Genomic DNA, 14,467 nt, shown 5'->3' with positions numbered 1-14,467 from the left:
TGTCCGTTTCCGTGAGTCGTCCGAAGGTTTCCTGAAGCGCGGCTCAGAGTCGCTCGACGTTGTCGTAGCGCTCCATGCGGCCACTCGTGTCGAGCACCAACCGGGAGCGCCGGGCGATGGCCGCGAGGTCGAACGCCGAGTGCGCCTGGAGCAGGACGACGGCGTCGCAGTCGTGCACCGCGTAAATGGGTGCCTCGACCGGAGTGATGCTCACCCCGTCGACGGCCCAGTTCCGTACGTAGGGATCGGCGAAACACAACTCGGCGCCGAGGCTGAGCAGCTCCCGGGCCAGGGGCAGTGCCGGAGTCTCGCGGTCGTCGGCGATATCCGGCTTGTACGTCACACCCAGCAGCATCACGCGCGCGCCGTTGACCGACTTCCGTTCCCGGTTGAGCGCCCGCTGGAGGCGACTGGCGACGTACTTCGGCATCCGCCCGTTGATCTCGTCAGCCGTTTCGGCCATCCGGAAGGCGTAGCCGAGCTTGCGGACGGTGTGCGACAGGTAGGAGGGGTCGATGGGAATGCAATGTCCGCCGACTCCCGGGCCGGGGAGGAACTTGTGGAAGCCGAAGGGCTTGGTGGCGGCGGCCTCAATGGTCTCCCACAGGTCGATGCCCAGCTCTTCGCAGAAGATCGCCATTTCGTTGACCAGGGCGATGTTCACGTTGCGATAGGTGTTTTCCAACAGCTTCGCCATCTCGGCCTCGCGTAGGCCGGAGGTGGGCACCACCCGGGACACCAGCTTGCCGTAGAAGGTGGCAGCGTGGTCACGGCAGCTCTCGGTCAGGCCACCGACGACCTTTGGCGTGTTCCGCAGCCCGAATTGGCCGTTCCCCGGATCGATGCGCTCAGGCGAGTACGCCAGGCTGAAGTCGCGTCCCGCGGTGAGACCCGATTCCTCCAGGATCGGCCGAACGACTTCCTCTGTTGTTCCGGGATACGTCGTGGACTCCAGGACGACCAGTGTGCCCGGCATCAGGCGGGTGGCCACCATGCGTGTCGCACTCCGCACAGCCGTCAGGTCCGGGCCGTGATCGTCGCTGAGCGGCGTTGGCACGCAGACGATGATGACCGCGCTTTCGGCGAACGACGCCGGATCCGTCGTTGCCCGGAAGCCGGCGGCGAGCATCTCACCGAGATCGTCTTTGGAGATGTCGTCCACGTAGGACTTCCCGCTGTTCAACATATCGACCCGGCTGGCGTCGATATCCACGCCGATGACGCGCAGCCCGGCAGCTGCCGCCTCTTTCAGCAGAGGTAGACCCACATAACCGAGACCAACCACTGCCAGGTCGTACGACACACGAGGACTCTGCCCTGTTGATCCATTCAGCATGGAGGTAGGCGAGTAGTCCTTCTCGAATGACCGATGCGACCGGGCATCGTCCAATATCATGGAGGTAACCGACTCTTGTCCCATGACCGCCTCATTTCGACCAGACTTTTTGTCGTCTGCCGGTCCGCGTACCCGCGACCGGGCCGCGTGCCGGCTGCGCCCGAGCTCCTTTCGGTGCGCCAGACCTGCCTATGGAAAGTCCGGCGGCCAAGGGGTCGACCTTTTGGTCGATTGCGGGTGTCTGCCCCTGGTAGACCTCGGACCATCTGTTACGCGCTTGCTGCTCGACTCGTTGGAACCAATGACGGGAGAGCGCACAATTCGTGTCCGCTCTCCCGATAGGCTGAACGCGATCCCGCCCTTCCGCAGTTCCTTTATATTCGTAGCAGCAACGTACTCCCGTCGCGGTACCGCATTAGCGTTCTCCCGGATACTCAATACATTCTGTGGAACTGCTCATCAGAACGGGGATTTACTACTGAGGTGATTTCGGCGAGAGCTGTCGGTGCGGGAGATCCGCCCGGCTGGTGTCCAGTCAGGTCGGGCATTTTCCGAGACTGAGTGGCATCATCGACAGCCGGGTCTTCGCGACAGGATCAGCGTCAGGGTCGGCACCATCGACGCGTGCAGTCCGCAGGGGTGCCCTGACAGCAGAGCGCGTGGAGACAGCAGAGCGCGCGGGGTCTTCGACCACGCGCAGCGCGCCGGCCTGCGTCTCATCGACGGCGGCCGGCGCGCGAGGGGCGCCGCGCTGGTATGCGGTCCGTAGGCCACACACCAGCTGCGAACAGGTCAGTGGGTCAGCTTCCGACCCCGGATGACGTCGTTGATGACGAAGAAGTTGATGGTCGGGACGATGTCCAGCAGGCGCGTGATCGGGGTGTCGTACTTCCGGGCCATGTACCGGTAGTTGGCGACCGCGTCGGCGCCTTCGCCGTCACGCTCGTGCGGCCAGTGCAGGGACACCGCGTCGCGGTTGAGGAACATGCGGGCTCCGTCGCGGTGCAGCCGGTAGCCGAGGTCGACGTCCTCGCCACCCCAGGCCCGGAACGCGTCGTCGAACATGCCGACACGTCGTAGCTGTTCCGTCCGCACCGAGGCGTTGAACGTCCAGTACATGAGCCAGGGTGCTGGCGCGGCGGAGAAGTCGTCGCCCTCCCGGATGAAGAAGTCCTCCCTGATGTCGACGTGGAGACCCTTCTCGCGCCATTGCTCGATCGTGCCGTCCACATTGTCGATGTCAAGGTCGGCCAGGACCTCGTCGGCGTTCTCGTTGTTGAGGCTGTAGCCGAAGACGTATCCGCACACGGCGAGCGGTTCGCTCGCAGCCTCGTGGGTGGCGAGGTGAACGCGGAGGAGGCTGGAGTGCGCCATCACACCCGCGTCCATGAAGACCGTGATCTCGCCCTCGGCATGGCTGATGCCCAGGTTGCGGGCCCCGGCAGCCCGGTAACCCTCGTCCTCTTGGAAGAAGTAGCGGAGGTTCATCTGGTCCATGTACTTCTTCACGACATCCGCGGTGTCGTCCGACGATCCGTCGTCGACCACCAGCACCTCGTAGTCATCGTGATCCAGGTCCTGACGGACGAGGGACTCAAGGGTGAGCTGCAGAATGTCCGACCGGTTGTAGGTCGGGATTACGACGGACAGTTTCATGGCCTCTCCTTCTCTTGCGGGACATTTCGTGGCAGGCGAGCAACGCGAACGCGGCGGCCGTCAGCAGGCCACCGAACAACGGGATGACGCGCACCCCGGCCGTCGCCAGCAGGCCCGCGCCGATGAACGAGCCGGCGGCGAGGCCGAAGTTGAACGCGACGCTGAGGCTGGCCGATGCCATGTCGGTGGTCGACGGGGCCACCTGCATGATTCGGTGCTGGATTCCGGCGATCAGCGAACTGAACGACATTCCCGCCACCGCGAGCAGCGGGATCGTCAATATCTTGCTCGCGCCGACGGCATAGAGGCCGAGCATCGCGGCGGTAATGAGGCCGAGCAGACCCAGCACCACACCGAGCGGGAAACGGTCGAGGACCCGGCCGACCGCCCAGGTGCCGGCGACGCCGAACGAGCCCTGGACGAAGAGCAGTAGGCCGAGCGATGCCGCAGCGAACCCGCTCACGTCGAGGAGGAAGACGGTCATGTAGGTGAACGCGCCCATGGCGCCGGTGACCGCGAGGATGGTGGCGGCGAGGAGCACTACGAAGCGGTGCCGATCCGGCATTGGACCGACGTCGCTCGCACTCTGTTGCGGTGTGACGCTCGGCAGGAGCAGGGCGACCGCGATGCAGGTGACGAAGCCGAGGGCGGCCATCGCGACGAAGGCGGCCCGCCATCCGGCCTGCGCTCCCAACCAGGTGCCCAGCGGCACGCCCAGCACCGGGCCGAGAGCGTTACCGATCGACAGCCGAGCCACGATGCGGCCTCGGATGTTCGAGGGGAACATCGAGATCGCTACGGGGAACACCACCGCCCAGAAGACGCCGTTGGTGATGGCGGACACCAGCCGAGCGGCGAGCAGCACCTCATAGGAGGTGGCGAGGGCCGACACCGCCGTCGCCGCGGCGAACACGCCGAGGGCGCCGGCGAGCAGTGGACGTCGGGGCACTCGTCTAGTGACCCGGGTCAGCGGAAGCGCCACGATCATGACCACCACGGCGTACCCGGTCACCAGCAGACCCGTCTCGGACCTGGAGCGGCCCAGGTCTGGGGCGATCAGCGTGAGCAACCCGATGGGCAGTACCTCGGTGGTGACGTAACAGAAAGTGGCGGCGGACAACGCGGTGAGGGCATAGACCGCGCGTCGTTGGTGCACCATTGGCTACCTCCCAAATCCTGGACAAAGGTGTAGCAAGAAGTCGCCACGCAAGCGGTACGCAATAGACACTCGACCATCTCGGTGGCGCTACTCAATCGCTGATCCGCGTACATGATGCCGGCTAACCGGGTTTTGACGGTAGCATATCTGGGTCGACATCAGTCACCTTGTCCGCTCGGGGGCAGTTTCAGCACGTCACCGGCGTGTCGTGGGTCGGCGTGCAAGTACAGGCGGTCGGGCGGAGCTACTGCCGACGCCCGTGTGACCGGAAGCTGGCCTGGGTGCGCGGGGGCAGCTCGCCGGGCCTGCCGTACCGCCCGCCGGCTCATCATCGGTCCTGATCGGAGCGTCCGTTGTGGGACCGCTGTCGACTCGGTCCCTGCCGGCTCGCGAACCCGCCACCCCGGCAGCTCGAAACACAACAGCGTGGGTGACGCCTCAATCAGGTTCTGGGTGCCCTTTCCAGATGTCTTGAGTGGAGCTCAGCCGGGTGCAGAGTACTGCCCCGCGAGTACGTTCATTCCTGGATAAGAAGGGAGGCACGCAATGCCTATCAAAAATCTCGCCCTGCTCGGCGCGCAGGACATCGTGAAGAACGGGTGGGCCCACGAGCAACTACCCGTTTCGGTAACAGACGGGTGGTATGAATTCGCGAAATTCTGGGAGGACCTTCCAATCGACCCGTATGTTCAACCGAGCCATCGGACACGCCGATACCGCCGGTTGGGACGGCTGCTGGGGCGCGCCGGAGGTGGCCTGGAGACGTTGCCCGCCGAGCCGTTCTACCAGGCGACCGACGTGAACCGGGTCTACGGTGGGCAGGCCAGGCAGTTCGCACCGATCACCCCAGAGGTGTACGAGAACGCGAACTTCCAGGCCGCCATCGCACACGACCTGGGCTTCATCAGCCGTTCCGGCGAAATCGACAGTGACTGGTCGATAACCGTCCACATGATTCGCGTGGCGGCCGACGACGAAGGCACCTCGTCGCCCGCCCCGGAAGGGCGGCACAGCGACGGCCACGACTATGTGGCGATCCATTTGATCGGCCGGCAGAACTGCGCCGGCGGCGTCAGTCGTGTCTTCCGCAAGGGTGAGAGCGAGCCGTTGTTCGAGCACACGATGTCGAATCCGATGGAAACCATTCTGCTCGACGACCGCGCGATGGAGCACGAAGTTACCCCGATCGGACCCGAGGGCGCGACCATCGCGACCCGCGACATGATGATCATCGATTTCGAGCGAGCCTAGTCTTCCGGAGGGATCCCATGTCCAATCTGACCATCGCATCGGTTTGCCTGGAGTGCGACACCGAGGTCGCCGTACCTACCGGGGCGGAGCTGGGCGACATCCTGGCGTGCCGCGGCTGCGGCCAGGAACACGAGGTAGTCGAGATTTCCCCCACCGTCCGGCTGGACCGCGCACCCGAGATCGAGGAGGACTGGGGTGAGTGAGACGGCCGATGTGCTGGTCTCCGTGACCATGGTGCGTCCGGAGGAACGCCTGCTCCTGGAGGCGCTCCGGGCAACCGGGTTGACCGCGCAGTCGGCGCTGCCTCGGCACACCGCAGCCGTGCTCAACAACGCCGCGCCGCGGCCACGCATGGTGCTGCTGCGCAACGTGTCCCACCGGGAGCTGGCCTCGATGGCAGCCCGGTTCGAGCACGCCGACGTCGAGACGCTGAACACGCCGCACGCGGTGCGCCTGTGTCTCGCCAAGGACCTGCAGGCGATTGCCTTCGCCAACCACGACGTTCCGCACCCGACGACGCACGTCGCGTTCACCGTCGAGCAGGTTCGCACCTACATCGACGCGCTCGGTGGGGACGCGGTCGTCAAACCGATCAGCGGCTCGTGGGGACGCGGGATCGTCCGCCTCGCGGACGAGGCGCAGTTCGACGCCTGGGTCGGCGGCCGGGAGGCGTTGGATCCGGCCGGCAAGGAGTTCCCCGTCGTGGTGCAGGAGTACGTGCCCAAGCCCGGTTTCAACGAGCGGGTGCACGTGGTGGGGGATCGTCCGATCGTGGCCTACCGCCAGGTGGGCTCCGGTCTGCGCACCAACACCCACCAGGGCGGCGCCGTGGAGCCCATCCCGATCTCGGACCGCGCTCGCGACCTGTGTGCCCGGGTCGTGGCGTGCTTCGGCCCCGGCTTCTACGGCGTCGACCTGGCCGAGTCCAGGGAGACCGGCGAGATGTACGTGCTGGAGGTCAACACCAACCCGGACTTCGCCAAGTCCTCGAAGATCCACGGCGTCGACATCGCCGGCCACGTCGCCGCCTACGTGCGTGACGCGGTGTTCGCACGGGCGGAGGTGGCGGCGTGAGCGAGCACATCAGCGCCGCCGTCCTCGGCGGCAGCGGGTTCATCGGAGCCGAACTGATCCGGCTGCTGGCAGCCCACCCCGGGGTGGTGCCGACGTTCGTGTCCTCGGCCCGGCACGCCGGTCAGCGCGTGGGGCAGGTCGTGCCGGGGCTGCGCAATTCGGCAATCGGCGGACACCACATGCGCAAGCTCGACGAGATGCCCGACGTGGACGTCGCGTTCGCCTGCTTACCCAACGGCGTACTGCCATCCGTGCTCGACGACGTGGCCAACCGCGCCAAGGTCGTGATCAACCTGGCCGGCGATTACCGGCTGCGCCAGTCGGACCAGGTCGAACGCCACTATCCGGCGTCGGCGGGCGGCTGGCGGCAGCCCATCCCCTACCACATTCCGGAGTTCGCGCCGACGCCGACGGAGTCCGTGCTCAACCTGCCAGGCTGCATGGCGGCGGCCACCATCTATGCGCTCTACCCGCTGTTCCAGGCTGATCTGGCGGCGGAGGACGTGGTGGTGGACGCGAAGTCAGGATCGAGCGGCAGCGGCACCGGGAGCGTGGAGCATCCGGCGGTGCGCGACGGGAACGTACGGGTGCACCGGCTGCACGGCCACCGGCACGCTCCCGAGGTGCGGCAGGCACTCACCGACCTGACCGGGCGCGCGCCGGACCTGCAGTTCTCCACGTTCAGCCTGCCGGTCGCCCGCGGCGTCATGGTCTCGGCGTACGGGCGGCTGAAGCCCGGTACGGGGGAGAGCGACGTGCGCCGGGCGTTCGCCCGGTCGTACGCCGATGCGCCGTTCGTGCGGGTGGCGGGCGGGCGGTCCCCGATGGGAATGCCGATGCTCAAGACGGTGGTGGGTTCCAACGTCGCCGAGGTCGGAGTGGCGGTGGCCGGTGACCGCTGGGTGGTGGTGTCCGCGCTGGACAACCTCATCAAGGGTGGCGCCGGCCAGGCGGTGCAGACGCTGAACCGCATCCACGGAATGGACGAACGGCTAGGACTTCCGGAAGCCGGTGGGTGGCCATGATGAATAACCAGGAATTGGCGGGCATCTTCCCCTATCGGCCGCTGTACGTGGTCAAGGTGGGCAGTTCGAGCCTGCGTCACGCGTCCGTCTACGACGACCTCGCCGCGCTGAACGCGGGCGGCGCCCGACTGTTGCTGGTCGCCGGCGGCGCGGCGGACATCGCCGACCACTACGCCAGCATCGAGCGTCCGATGCGGATGCTGCGGCTGGCCTCCGGCGACGAGGTGCGGTACTGCCCGCCCGACGAGATGCCGCACATCGTCGCCGCGTACGAGCAGCTGACCCTCCCTCGGATCCGGGACAACCTGGGCCAGCGGGAGATGACGGTGTTCGCTACGACGGCCACGCCGGAGGGCCTGGTCACGGGCACTCCGAACCGGCCGCTCCGGGTGGTCGAGGGTGACCGGCAGCGGTTGGTCCGCGACCACCGGGCCGGCGTTGTCTCCGCGGTGAACGCGGATCGGCTGCGGTCCCTTCTCGACACCTTCGACGTGGTCTGCGTGTCACCGCCGGTGACCGCGGCCGACGGCGGCGCACCGATCAACGTGGACGCGGACGTGCTCGCCGCCGAAATGGCCAACGCGCTCGACGCCGATCATCTACGCCTGGTGACCGGCACCCCGGGTCTGCTCGCCGACCCGTCCAACCGCGGCAGCACCCTGCCGCAGCTGTGCCGAGGCGAGGGAATGACCTATGCCCGCGGACGGATGCGGCAAAAGGTCCGGGCGGCGGAGCTTGCCCTGAGCGGGACCGCCGACGTTGCCATCACCGGCCCGCACACCGCCAACGCCCACGGCGGTACCCGCTTCTGGCGTACCGCCGCACCAGATCCCGACCTGGATCTGCTGACCCGCATGGTGGAGATCTCCTCGGTCTCCGGTGGCGAGCGCGAGCTGGCGCTGTTCCTGTTGAGGTGGCTGACCGAGCGAGGCGTACCCGCGGTCATCGATCCGGCCGGCAACCTGGTCGCCACGCGCGGCAGTGGGCCACGTCGGCTGCTGATGCTCGGCCATCTGGACACCGTTCCCCACCGCTGGCCAGTGGCCTGGGACGATGCCGTGCTGACCGGCCGCGGCTGCGTGGACGCCAAGGCCAGCCTGGCCGCGTTCCTGCAGACGCTCGTGGAGTTCGAGCCGCCCGAGGGTGTCACGGTTCGGGTGGTCGGCACCGTGGAGGAGGAGCGGACAGCGTCAGGTGCGCTCTACGCGCGGGACCACTACCCGGCGGACGCGGTCATCATCGGCGAGCCCAGCGGTGCCGGCGCGGTGACCATCGGCTACCACGGCGTCTGCAAGGTGCGGATGGACGTGGCCCGGACCACCGGTCACACGGCGGGCAGGGAACGGCGGACGGCCGCGAGCTGCCTCGTCGACCTCATCGGCGAGGTCGAGGCCGAGGTCGGCAAGTGCAGCCCGGAAGCGTTGTTCGCGGTGCTCAACCTGGCCACCGGCGGCTCCGGTGGCACGCAGACCGCCTCGGCGGTGCTGGATGTACGGGTGCCGCCGGGAACCGAACTGGACGACGTGCTGTCCGTCGTCGAAGACGGTCAGCTGCTGCTGGCCACGCCGCCGGTGAGCACGCCACGGACCGATCCGCTGGTGCGGGCGTTCACCCGAGCCCTGCGTGCGGTGACCGGTGCCGCGCCACGGCTGCTGGCGAAGAAGGGAAGCAGCGACATGAACACGCTCGCCACCAGATGGGGCGGCGTTCCGATGGTGGCGTACGGACCGGGCGATGCTCACCTGGACCACACGCCCGACGAGCGGTTGTCAGCCGACGAGTACCGGCAGGCGCGGACGGTGTTGTCCGCGGCCGTACGGGATTGGTGTGTGCGGTGATGGACGAGATCGACCTGCTTCGGGAACAGGCCACCCGGGCCCGCCGGCTGGTGGTCGACATGGCTGCCAGCGGGGTTGGCTGTCACCTCGGCGGCAGCCTCTCGGTAGTGGACATCCTGGTCGCCGCGTATGCCGTTGCCCGGTCTCAGCCGGGCACGGACGTGGTACTGAGCAAGGGCCACGCGGCGGCCGCGCTCTACGCGGTGCTGCACGAAGTCGGCGTCATCGAGGAGAACCCGGCGCCCCGGTACGGCCGCGCCGGGTCGCCGTACACCGGACATCCCGGGCCGAAGGTGCCCGGCGTCCGGTTTCCCACCGGCAGCCTCGGCCACGGGCTCGCGTACGCGGTCGGTTGGGCCCTCTCCCGGCGGTTGCTGAACCGGCCCGGCGGGGCCATCGCGGTGGTTGGTGACGGCGAGTTGCAGGAGGGCCTGGTCTGGGAGGCGCTGCAGGTGGCCCAAGCCAAGCGCATCGGCGGGCTCACCGTGGTGGTGGACCTCAACGGTGGCCAGAACGACGGTTACGTCTCGGACATCTCACCGCTGACCGACCTGCCGGCCCGGCTGGCCGCGTTCGGTTTCCTGGTGACCGAGGTGGACGGGCACGACATCGAGAAGTTGCTGACGACGATCGTGCCGACCGACCGGCCGATCGCGGTGCTGGCCACCACCGTCAAGGGCAAGGGGGTGCCGGCGACCGAGGGAAAGGCCGGCTCGCACTACGTGAAGATCAGCCCAGCGCGGGCCCGGCAGTGGAAGGCGGCGATCCGGTGATGACGGCCACGGTGTCGGCGCGGGAGGCGTATCGGCTTGAGCTTACCGAGCTGGCCGCAGACGACCAGCGCATTGTGTGCCTGGAGGCGGACCTCGGCGGCCCCTCGCACTGCTTCCAGGACCGGTTCCCCGACCGGTTCCTGAACCTCGGCATCGCCGAGGCGTCCGCCGTGGACATCGCTGTTGGGCTCGCCTCCGCCGGGCTGCGGCCGTTCGTCAGCACGTTTGCCACGTTCGCGGCATTCCGGGCGGGGGAGAGCGTCAAGCTCGGGCTCGGGTACCTCGGGGCCCCCGTGGTCCTGGTCAGCCCGTACGGCGGGGTGTCCGGCGCGTGGTTCGGGCCGACTCACCACTGCCTGGAGGATCTCGCCGTGATGCAGAGCCTGCCGGGTGTGCGGATCGCCGTACCGGCGGGTGAGACCGAGACCCGCGAGGCGATTCGGGTCGCCGCCGCTGGCGACTGGCCGTGCTACGTGCGGCTGGGACGCAACGAGGTGTTCGACGCGTCGTTCGCGCCGGCCGGCCGGGGCGCGGTCAGCTGGCTGAACCCGATGGGTGGCGACACCTGCCTCGTCTCCATCGGGGAGAAGCCGACCGCGCTGTGTCAGGCCGTCACCGAGGACGAGCCGGAGCTCGGCCACGCGCACCTGTGCTGGGTGGACGCGGAAAGCCTGGCGCTCGCCCTGCCGCAGCTGGCCGGCGCGCGGCGGCTGGTCGTCGTCGAGGAGCATCGCGCCGCCGGCAGTGTGGCATCCACCCTTGCGCTGCTGCTTCCCGACCACGAGGTGCGGAGTGTGAACGCCGGCGCCGACTGGCCGACCGAGGGTGGCAACCACGACGAGACACTCGCCGCGCTGGGGCTCACGGCATCCGCGGTCCTCAGCGCCGTCCTGAAGGGGAAGAAATGACCACCACGATGCAGCCCAGCGCCAGCGCTCTGGAAGTGACCCGGCAGACGCTTGCGGACCCAACGCTGACCCTACGCAGCCCGGGTGAGGAATTCGCCATGTCGGTCGCCCGGGTGCAGAACGGCGCCGACGTGGTGGTGCCGATCCGGGCGCACCTGACCGCCTCCTTCCCGCTCTTCAAGAGCCGCCCGCGGTACACCGTGCGGCACCTGTTGAAGGTGGCCTCCGTTTCCGATCAAACACTCGCCTACGTACGCGAGGCGCCGAAAAGCGAGTACGGCGACGCCGGCACGGCGTACGCCAGCACGCCGGAGGCCTCCTTCGAGCCCACCGTCGAATACGCCGAGCTGACCGAGCTGAGCGTGTCGGTGCCCCTGCCGGCCGACCTGCGGCACGAGCCCGCGTTGCTCGCCGCGTTCATCGACTACCGGGTGCTCGTCCGGATGGGCGTGGTGGAGAACCAGGCCCTGCTGCACGGCACCGCCGACGGTCGTATAGCGGGGCTGCTGAGGCTGCCCGAGATGCGCAGGCAGACCATTGGCGGCGACATCGGTGCGGCGTTGACCACCGCGGCGGGGGCGGTCGAGGAGACCGGTGGTTCCTGCGACGGCATCGTCGTGCACCCCGCCCACTACTGGGAGCTGGTCCGCGACGGGCTACTCGGCCGACTCGCCGAGGCCGGAATCAAGGTCTCGCGTACCCGGATGATGCCGCGTGGCCAGGCGCTGCTCGGGGATTTCCGGGCCGCCGTGACGCTGCTCGACCCCAGCCGGTCGGCGCTGACGCTGCATGGCGACGTCGTGGAGGCCCGCACCTCGGTGGGCCTCGCCGTGCACCTGCCCCAGCACTTCCTCCTGCTGACGGACGGTCAGCGATGAAAGTCATCTACATCACGGGCTGGCTGCGCAGCGGCAGCACCATTCTCGGCAACGTACTCAACGAACTGCCCGGCGTGCTGCACGCTGGCGAACTGCACTACCTGTGGAAGAACGGCATGCTGGACAGCGGCACGAACTCGCTGTGCGGATGCGGCGAGCAGATCAGGAAGTGCGCACTGTGGTCGTCGGTGATCGCCGCGTTCGGCGACGACGAACCCACCCAGCTCGCCCGCCAGATGATGGCGTGGCAGCAGGCCGGCCTTCGGACCCGGCACACCCGCGCCCGCCTCGCCACCACACCCGCCCACGTCACCGCGGTGCTGGACCGCACCGTCGCGGTCTATCGGGAGCTGACGCGGCGTGGCGCGGAGCGGGCGGTCGTGGACAGCTCCAAGTACCCCGCTGAGGCCGCCGCTCTGCTCAGGCGCACCGACGTGGACGTGCGGGTGCTGCACATCGTCCGCGATCCGCGCGCCACCACCTACTCGTACCAGCGTGGCAAGCGGTACATCGAGCCGATGAGCCCGGCCCGGAGCACCGCGAACTGGGTGGGCTTCAACGTGGCCTCCGAGTACGTCGGCGGCGCCGCGGATGGACGTTACCTCCGAATCCGACACGAGGACCTGACCCGGCGGCCCCGTGAGGTGCTGGCCGATGTGCTGCGTTTCGCGGGGCTCGAAGACGAGCCACCGGTGACGGAGGAGGGCAAGGTGACCCTCGGCATCAACCACACGGTCACCGGCAACCCGGATCGGCTCGGCCAGGGCACCGTGTTGATCCGGCCGGACGAGCGCTGGCGTACCGAGCTGCCGCCGTTGCCGACTGCCACGACCACGGCGCTCGCACTGCCCCTGCTGCGTCGCTACGGGTATCCGACGCTGGCGCGAAAGGTGGCGTGATGGATCTCGGATTGTCCGGACGGACGGCGTTGGTCGCCGCCGCCAGCAGCGGGCTCGGGCTGGCCGTCGCTCGCGCGCTGGCGACCGAGGGCGCGAACGTGTCGATCGCGGCCCGCGACCCGCAGCGACTGGCCGCGGCACACAAGCTGGTCGACGAGGCCGGCCCCGGGCGGGTGCTCTCGGTCGAGGTGGACGTCCGTGACGACGCGGGCGTGACGCGCTGGGTGGACCAGACGGTCGAGGAGTTCGGCGCGCTGCACGTCGTGGTCACCAACTCTCCCGGCGTGCCGCATGGCCAGGCCGACACGTTCACCGTGGACGACTATCGGCAGGGCATAGAGGGTTCGATGCTGCCGCACATCTCGATCACGTTGGCCGCGCTGCCGCACCTGCGGCGGGCCGGTTGGGGGCGGGTCCTCCTGATCACTTCGGAGGCCGTACGCCAGCCGCTCCCCGGCACCGCGATGTCCGCGACCGCCCGGCTTGGTGTCCTCGGCTTCGCCAAGGGTGTGGTCCACGCCGTCGGCGCCAGCGGCATCACGGTGAACGTGCTTGCCCCCGGCGTCCATCAGACGCCGGCGTTCGAAGGGTTCGTGGCGGCGCGGTCCGCCGTCGACGGCGAAACCGCGCTCAAGGAGATCATCGCCGAGGTGCCGCTCGGCCGGGTCGGGCAGCCAGCGGACTTCGGTGCGCTCGCTGCCTTCCTCGCCAGCGAGCAGGCGGGCTTCGTGACCGGCACGGTGCTGCTGGTCGACGGCGGAAACACGCGAGGTGTCACATGAGTCTGGAAATGCTGGAAGCAGAGTCGATCCACATCATCCGCGAGGTGGCCTCCGAGTTCGAGCGGCCGGCGCTGCTGTTCTCCGGCGGCAAGGACTCGATCGTCATGCTCCGCCTGGCGGAGAAGGCGTTCCGGCCGGCTCCGATGCCATTCGCGCTGGTTCATGTCGACACCGGGCACAACTTCCCGGAGGTCCTCGACTACCGCGACAAGCGCGTCGCCGAGCTGGGCGTACGGCTGATCGTGGCCTCGGTGCAGGATTCGATCGACGCCGGGCGGGTGATCGAGCCGACCGGGCGGCGGGCCAGCCGCAACCGGCTGCAGACCACGACGTTGCTGGACGTCATCGCCGAGCACCGCTTCGACGTCGCATTCGGCGGTGCCCGACGCGACGAGGAGAAGGCCCGGGCCAAGGAACGGATCTTCTCCTTCCGGGACGAGGTTGGTCAGTGGGACCCGAGAAATCAGCGCCCGGAGCTGTGGAACCTGTTCAACACCCGAATCCGGCCGGGCGAGCACATCCGGGTCTTTCCGCTGTCCAACTGGACGGAACTCGACGTCTGGCGCTACATCGCCCGAGACGAGCTCGACGTGCCGCCGATCTATTTCGCGCACCGACGTCGCGTGTTCGAGCGAGACGGCATGCTGCTGGCCGAGAACCCGTACCAATCACCGGACCCCGCAGAAGTGGTGTCCGAGGCGACCGTGCGGTACCGGACGGTCGGTGACATGACCTGCACGGGAGCGGTCCTCTCCGGCGCGCGAACGGTCGACGACATCATCCAGGAAGTGGCAACGACCCGGATCACCGAGCGCGGCGCGACCCGTGCGGACGACCGGACCAGCGAAGCCGCCATGGAGGACCGCAAGCGGGAAGGGTATTTCTGAT

General features: G+C 68.3%; 14 protein-coding genes. 11 read left to right on the top strand and 3 right to left on the bottom strand.

Features of this window, described 5'->3' with window-relative positions; all coding sequences use genetic code 11:
- Nucleotides 1-43: 43 nt before the first annotated feature.
- The 3 genes from DLJ59_RS24815 to DLJ59_RS24805 all read right to left on the bottom strand — a co-directional run bounded on the left by DLJ59_RS24815 (nt 44) and on the right by DLJ59_RS24805 (nt 4,151).
- A complete protein-coding gene (locus DLJ59_RS24815; protein WP_124775032.1) occupies nt 44-1,336 on the bottom strand; it encodes a nucleotide sugar dehydrogenase in 1,293 nt (430 codons plus the stop codon).
- A gap of 792 nt (nt 1,337-2,128) precedes the next feature.
- A complete protein-coding gene (locus DLJ59_RS24810) occupies nt 2,129-2,992 on the bottom strand; it encodes a glycosyltransferase (protein ID WP_124775005.1) in 864 nt (287 codons plus the stop codon).
- Entirely contained in the window at nt 2,931-4,151 is a 1,221-nt protein-coding gene (locus DLJ59_RS24805; RefSeq protein ID WP_124775004.1) for an MFS transporter, read from the bottom strand. Before DLJ59_RS24805 ends, DLJ59_RS24810 begins: the two co-directional genes overlap by 62 nt.
- A 546-nt stretch (nt 4,152-4,697) precedes the next feature.
- On the opposite strand from DLJ59_RS24805, the gene DLJ59_RS24800 reads away from it, so the two are divergent.
- From DLJ59_RS24800 to cysD, 11 genes are read left to right on the top strand one after another with little or no spacing between them, the layout of a single operon-like run.
- A complete protein-coding gene (locus tag DLJ59_RS24800; protein WP_124775003.1) occupies nt 4,698-5,402 on the top strand; it encodes a 2OG-Fe dioxygenase family protein in 705 nt (234 codons plus the stop codon).
- Nucleotides 5,403-5,419: 17 nt separating this feature from the next.
- The gene (locus DLJ59_RS24795) at nt 5,420-5,605 is read left to right on the top strand and encodes a lysine biosynthesis protein LysW (RefSeq protein ID WP_124775002.1); all 186 of its coding nucleotides are present in this window, start codon (nt 5,420-5,422) and stop codon (nt 5,603-5,605) included.
- Entirely contained in the window at nt 5,598-6,476 is an 879-nt protein-coding gene (locus tag DLJ59_RS24790; protein ID WP_244236211.1) for an ATP-grasp domain-containing protein, read from the top strand. Before DLJ59_RS24795 ends, DLJ59_RS24790 begins: the two co-directional genes overlap by 8 nt.
- Entirely contained in the window at nt 6,473-7,501 is a 1,029-nt protein-coding gene (gene argC, locus DLJ59_RS24785; protein ID WP_124775001.1) for an N-acetyl-gamma-glutamyl-phosphate reductase, read from the top strand. The genes DLJ59_RS24790 and argC overlap by 4 nt, the downstream gene beginning before the upstream one ends.
- Nucleotides 7,501-9,339 (top strand): M20/M25/M40 family metallo-hydrolase, encoded by a 1,839-nt coding sequence (locus tag DLJ59_RS24780; protein ID WP_124775000.1) that lies wholly within the window; start codon nt 7,501-7,503, stop codon nt 9,337-9,339. Before argC ends, DLJ59_RS24780 begins: the two co-directional genes overlap by 1 nt.
- Entirely contained in the window at nt 9,339-10,112 is a 774-nt protein-coding gene (locus tag DLJ59_RS24775) for a 1-deoxy-D-xylulose-5-phosphate synthase N-terminal domain-containing protein (RefSeq protein WP_124775028.1), read from the top strand. The genes DLJ59_RS24780 and DLJ59_RS24775 overlap by 1 nt, the downstream gene beginning before the upstream one ends.
- On the top strand, nt 10,112-11,020 hold the full coding sequence (locus DLJ59_RS24770) for a transketolase family protein (protein WP_124774999.1): 909 nt from the start codon (nt 10,112-10,114) through the stop codon (nt 11,018-11,020). Before DLJ59_RS24775 ends, DLJ59_RS24770 begins: the two co-directional genes overlap by 1 nt.
- Complete coding sequence (locus DLJ59_RS24765; RefSeq protein ID WP_244236210.1) at nt 11,017-11,898, top strand: family 3 encapsulin nanocompartment shell protein; 882 nt, start codon at nt 11,017-11,019, stop codon at nt 11,896-11,898. Before DLJ59_RS24770 ends, DLJ59_RS24765 begins: the two co-directional genes overlap by 4 nt.
- Nucleotides 11,895-12,797 carry a sulfotransferase gene (locus DLJ59_RS24760; protein WP_124774998.1) on the top strand — a complete coding sequence of 301 codons (903 nt, stop codon included), beginning with the start codon at nt 11,895-11,897 and terminating at the stop codon, nt 12,795-12,797. Before DLJ59_RS24765 ends, DLJ59_RS24760 begins: the two co-directional genes overlap by 4 nt.
- Nucleotides 12,797-13,579, top strand: a complete 783-nt coding sequence (locus DLJ59_RS24755; RefSeq protein ID WP_124774997.1) for an SDR family oxidoreductase — start codon at nt 12,797-12,799, stop codon at nt 13,577-13,579. Before DLJ59_RS24760 ends, DLJ59_RS24755 begins: the two co-directional genes overlap by 1 nt.
- Nucleotides 13,576-14,466 (top strand): sulfate adenylyltransferase subunit CysD, encoded by an 891-nt coding sequence (gene cysD / locus DLJ59_RS24750; RefSeq protein WP_124774996.1) that lies wholly within the window; start codon nt 13,576-13,578, stop codon nt 14,464-14,466. The genes DLJ59_RS24755 and cysD overlap by 4 nt, the downstream gene beginning before the upstream one ends.
- Nucleotide 14,467: the final 1 nt, after the last annotated feature.

Source organism: Micromonospora inaquosa (genome assembly GCF_003857055.1).
Lineage (GTDB): Bacteria > Actinomycetota > Actinomycetes > Mycobacteriales > Micromonosporaceae > Micromonospora > Micromonospora inaquosa.
This window is presented reverse-complemented; position numbering and strand designations above follow the sequence as displayed.

Coding starts and splice junctions, on each gene's coding strand:
- DLJ59_RS24815 (WP_124775032.1), bottom strand. CDS start 1,336: ATGCTGAATGGATCAACAGGGCAGAGTCCTCGTGTGTCGTACGACCTG.
- DLJ59_RS24810 (WP_124775005.1), bottom strand. CDS start 2,992: ATGAAACTGTCCGTCGTAATCCCGACCTACAACCGGTCGGACATTCTG.
- DLJ59_RS24805 (WP_124775004.1), bottom strand. CDS start 4,151: ATGGTGCACCAACGACGCGCGGTCTATGCCCTCACCGCGTTGTCCGCC.
- DLJ59_RS24800 (WP_124775003.1), top strand. CDS start 4,698: ATGCCTATCAAAAATCTCGCCCTGCTCGGCGCGCAGGACATCGTGAAG.
- DLJ59_RS24795 (WP_124775002.1), top strand. CDS start 5,420: ATGTCCAATCTGACCATCGCATCGGTTTGCCTGGAGTGCGACACCGAG.
- DLJ59_RS24780 (WP_124775000.1), top strand. CDS start 7,501: ATGAATAACCAGGAATTGGCGGGCATCTTCCCCTATCGGCCGCTGTAC.
- DLJ59_RS24775 (WP_124775028.1), top strand. CDS start 9,339: ATGGACGAGATCGACCTGCTTCGGGAACAGGCCACCCGGGCCCGCCGG.
- DLJ59_RS24770 (WP_124774999.1), top strand. CDS start 10,112: ATGACGGCCACGGTGTCGGCGCGGGAGGCGTATCGGCTTGAGCTTACC.
- DLJ59_RS24765 (WP_244236210.1), top strand. CDS start 11,017: ATGACCACCACGATGCAGCCCAGCGCCAGCGCTCTGGAAGTGACCCGG.
- DLJ59_RS24760 (WP_124774998.1), top strand. CDS start 11,895: ATGAAAGTCATCTACATCACGGGCTGGCTGCGCAGCGGCAGCACCATT.
- DLJ59_RS24755 (WP_124774997.1), top strand. CDS start 12,797: ATGGATCTCGGATTGTCCGGACGGACGGCGTTGGTCGCCGCCGCCAGC.
- cysD (WP_124774996.1), top strand. CDS start 13,576: ATGAGTCTGGAAATGCTGGAAGCAGAGTCGATCCACATCATCCGCGAG.